General features: G+C 71.5%; 3 protein-coding genes. 1 reads left to right on the top strand and 2 read right to left on the bottom strand.

Annotated features, from left to right (window positions below):
- On the top strand, positions 1–478 hold a 478-nt coding region (locus AC1D1G_RS44695), incomplete at its 5' end, for an alpha/beta fold hydrolase (RefSeq protein WP_477956885.1).
- A gap of 24 nt (positions 479–502) precedes the next feature.
- Here AC1D1G_RS44695 and AC1D1G_RS44690 read toward each other — a convergent pair.
- Together AC1D1G_RS44690 and dut are read right to left on the bottom strand one after the other, a co-directional pair.
- The gene (locus tag AC1D1G_RS44690) at positions 503–1363 is read right to left on the bottom strand and encodes a DUF3710 domain-containing protein (RefSeq protein WP_280783314.1); all 861 of its coding nucleotides are present in this window, start codon (positions 1361–1363) and stop codon (positions 503–505) included.
- Between the two features lie 2 nt (positions 1364–1365).
- Positions 1366–1887, bottom strand: coding sequence for a dUTP diphosphatase (gene dut, locus AC1D1G_RS44685; RefSeq protein WP_009480080.1), 522 nt, complete (start codon positions 1885–1887; stop codon positions 1366–1368).
- Between the last annotated feature and the right edge of the window lie 115 nt (positions 1888–2002).

Genomic DNA, 2002 nt, shown 5'->3' with positions numbered 1-2002 from the left:
GCAGTGGGCAGGATCACACCCGGATCACGTCGCCGGCATCCTCGCGGCGCTGCCCGCGTGGACCGGGACCGCCGCGGACGCTCCCGCCGCCGCCAGCGCCCGGTACACCGCGGCCCGGCTGCGGGCCGACGGCCTCGAACAGGTCACCGCCGAGATGATCGCGTCCAGCCCGCCGTGGCTGGGCCGGGAACTGGCGAAATCGTGGCGATTGCAGTGGCCGCACCTTCCCGCCGCACTGGACGAGGCGTCCGAGTACCACGCCCCCGGCGCGGGCGACCTCGAGCGCATCACGGTGCCGGTGGGGATCGCCGCCGCCACCGACGACGCCGTGCATCCCCTCGAGGTCGCCCGGGAGTGGTCCGAACGACTACCGCACGCGGGCCTCGTCACGGTGACGCTGGACGAGATCGGCGCCGACCCGGCGATTCTCGGCTACGCCAGCCTCGATGCGCTCGATTCGGTCCTGCACACGACCTGAGCGCCACATCTCCGGGACCAGGATTCAGCGACCGAGTTGCTGCATCGCCGAACCCGATTCGCCGCGACGCTGCTGCGGCTGCGCCGGGGCCTCCGCGGGGGGCGCCTGCGGCTCGCCCTGCGGACCCGCCGGAGCCGGCTGCTGCGGCGCGGGCTGCTGCGGAGCAGCACCCTGCTGCTGCGCCAGCTGCTGCTGGTGAGCGGCAGCCAGCTGCTGCGCGAGGGCCTCGGGCAGGACCACCGGCAGCGGTGTCCGCACCGGGTTCGGTTCGTTGCCCCGCTTCACGACCGTGTCGCGCAGGATCGCCCTGGCGGTCGCGACGAGCTCCGAGTCGGCCGTGTTGCCACCGCTCGGTCCCGCGACCACGCAGCGCACCATCCACCGGTAGCCGTCGACGCCGATGAAGCGCAGGTCGGCGTTCGGGGTGACGGCGAAGACCTCGCGTCCCCACGGTCCGCTCTCGACGCTCACCGTCGCGTTGTCGTTGCGCAGCGATTCGGCGAGGTCGCCCGCGACTTCCCGCCACTGGCCCGGCGACTTCGGGGCGGCATACGCCGCCACGGTGATGCGCCCCTGCTGGGTGACGAGATGCACGGCCTGCGGCGAACCGTCGGGCGCCATCTCGACCTGCAACTGGGCGCCCTGCGGCATCGGGACGAGGACCGAACCGAGGTCGAGGCGGGTTCCCACCTCACCGACGGTGAGGTCGGCGCCCGACTCGAGGTCGTCGGCGTCGTACGGACCGCCGTCCACCTCGGTCACGGCGTCGTAGTCGTCCTCGTAGTCCGCCTCCTCGTAATCCGCGTCGGCGTCGCCGGCCTCGGCGTCCTCGAAGAAACCGGGCCGGTCGTCCTCGGCTTCCTTCTTCTTACGACGTCCGAACATGATCAGGCTCCTTCACTGGCATTGCCGACGAGGCTCGCGTGGCCTCCGCTCGACCCATGTCCGTCACTGCCGCGGGTGGTGCCGTCGAGCGACGGGACCTCGACGAACGACACCAGTTCGACCCGCTGGACGAGCAGTTGGGCGATCCGGTCGCCCCGGCGGATCTCGATCGGGGTCTCGAGGTCGTGATTGATCAGGCACACCTTGATCTCGCCGCGGTACCCGGCATCGATGGTGCCGGGGGTGTTGACCACCGACAGACCCGACTTCGCGGCCAGCCCGGATCGGGGGTGGATCAGCCCGACCGTGCCCAGGGGCAGCGCGATCGCGATGCCGGTTCCGACGAGGACACGGCGCCCCGGCTCGATGGTCACGTCGACGGTGCTGCACAGGTCGACACCGGCGTCGCCGTCGTGCGCACGCTGCGGTACCGGAATGTCGGGGTCCAGCCGCTGAAGGGCGACGGGCGGAAGGGCGGGGGTCGCGGCGGGAGAAAGGCCGGGAGATAGGTCGCTCACGTGCACCGAGCCTACTCTCAGACACCGACTATCCTGGTCGGGTGTCACAAACGTCCCGGCCCGAAGTCGCGCCCACCGATAACACCTCGCCCGTGCTGTACTCCGAGCGCCTGTGGGTACC

The organism is Rhodococcus sp. P3_B8 (genome assembly GCF_056402775.1).
The sequence above is the reverse complement of the archived record's forward strand: the minus strand, read 5'-3'. Positions and strand labels throughout refer to the sequence as shown.

Excerpts from the sequence above, each read along its gene's own strand:
- AC1D1G_RS44690 (WP_280783314.1), bottom strand. The coding sequence starts at position 1,363 with ATGTTCGGACGTCGTAAGAAGAAGGAAGCCGAGGACGACCGGCCCGGT.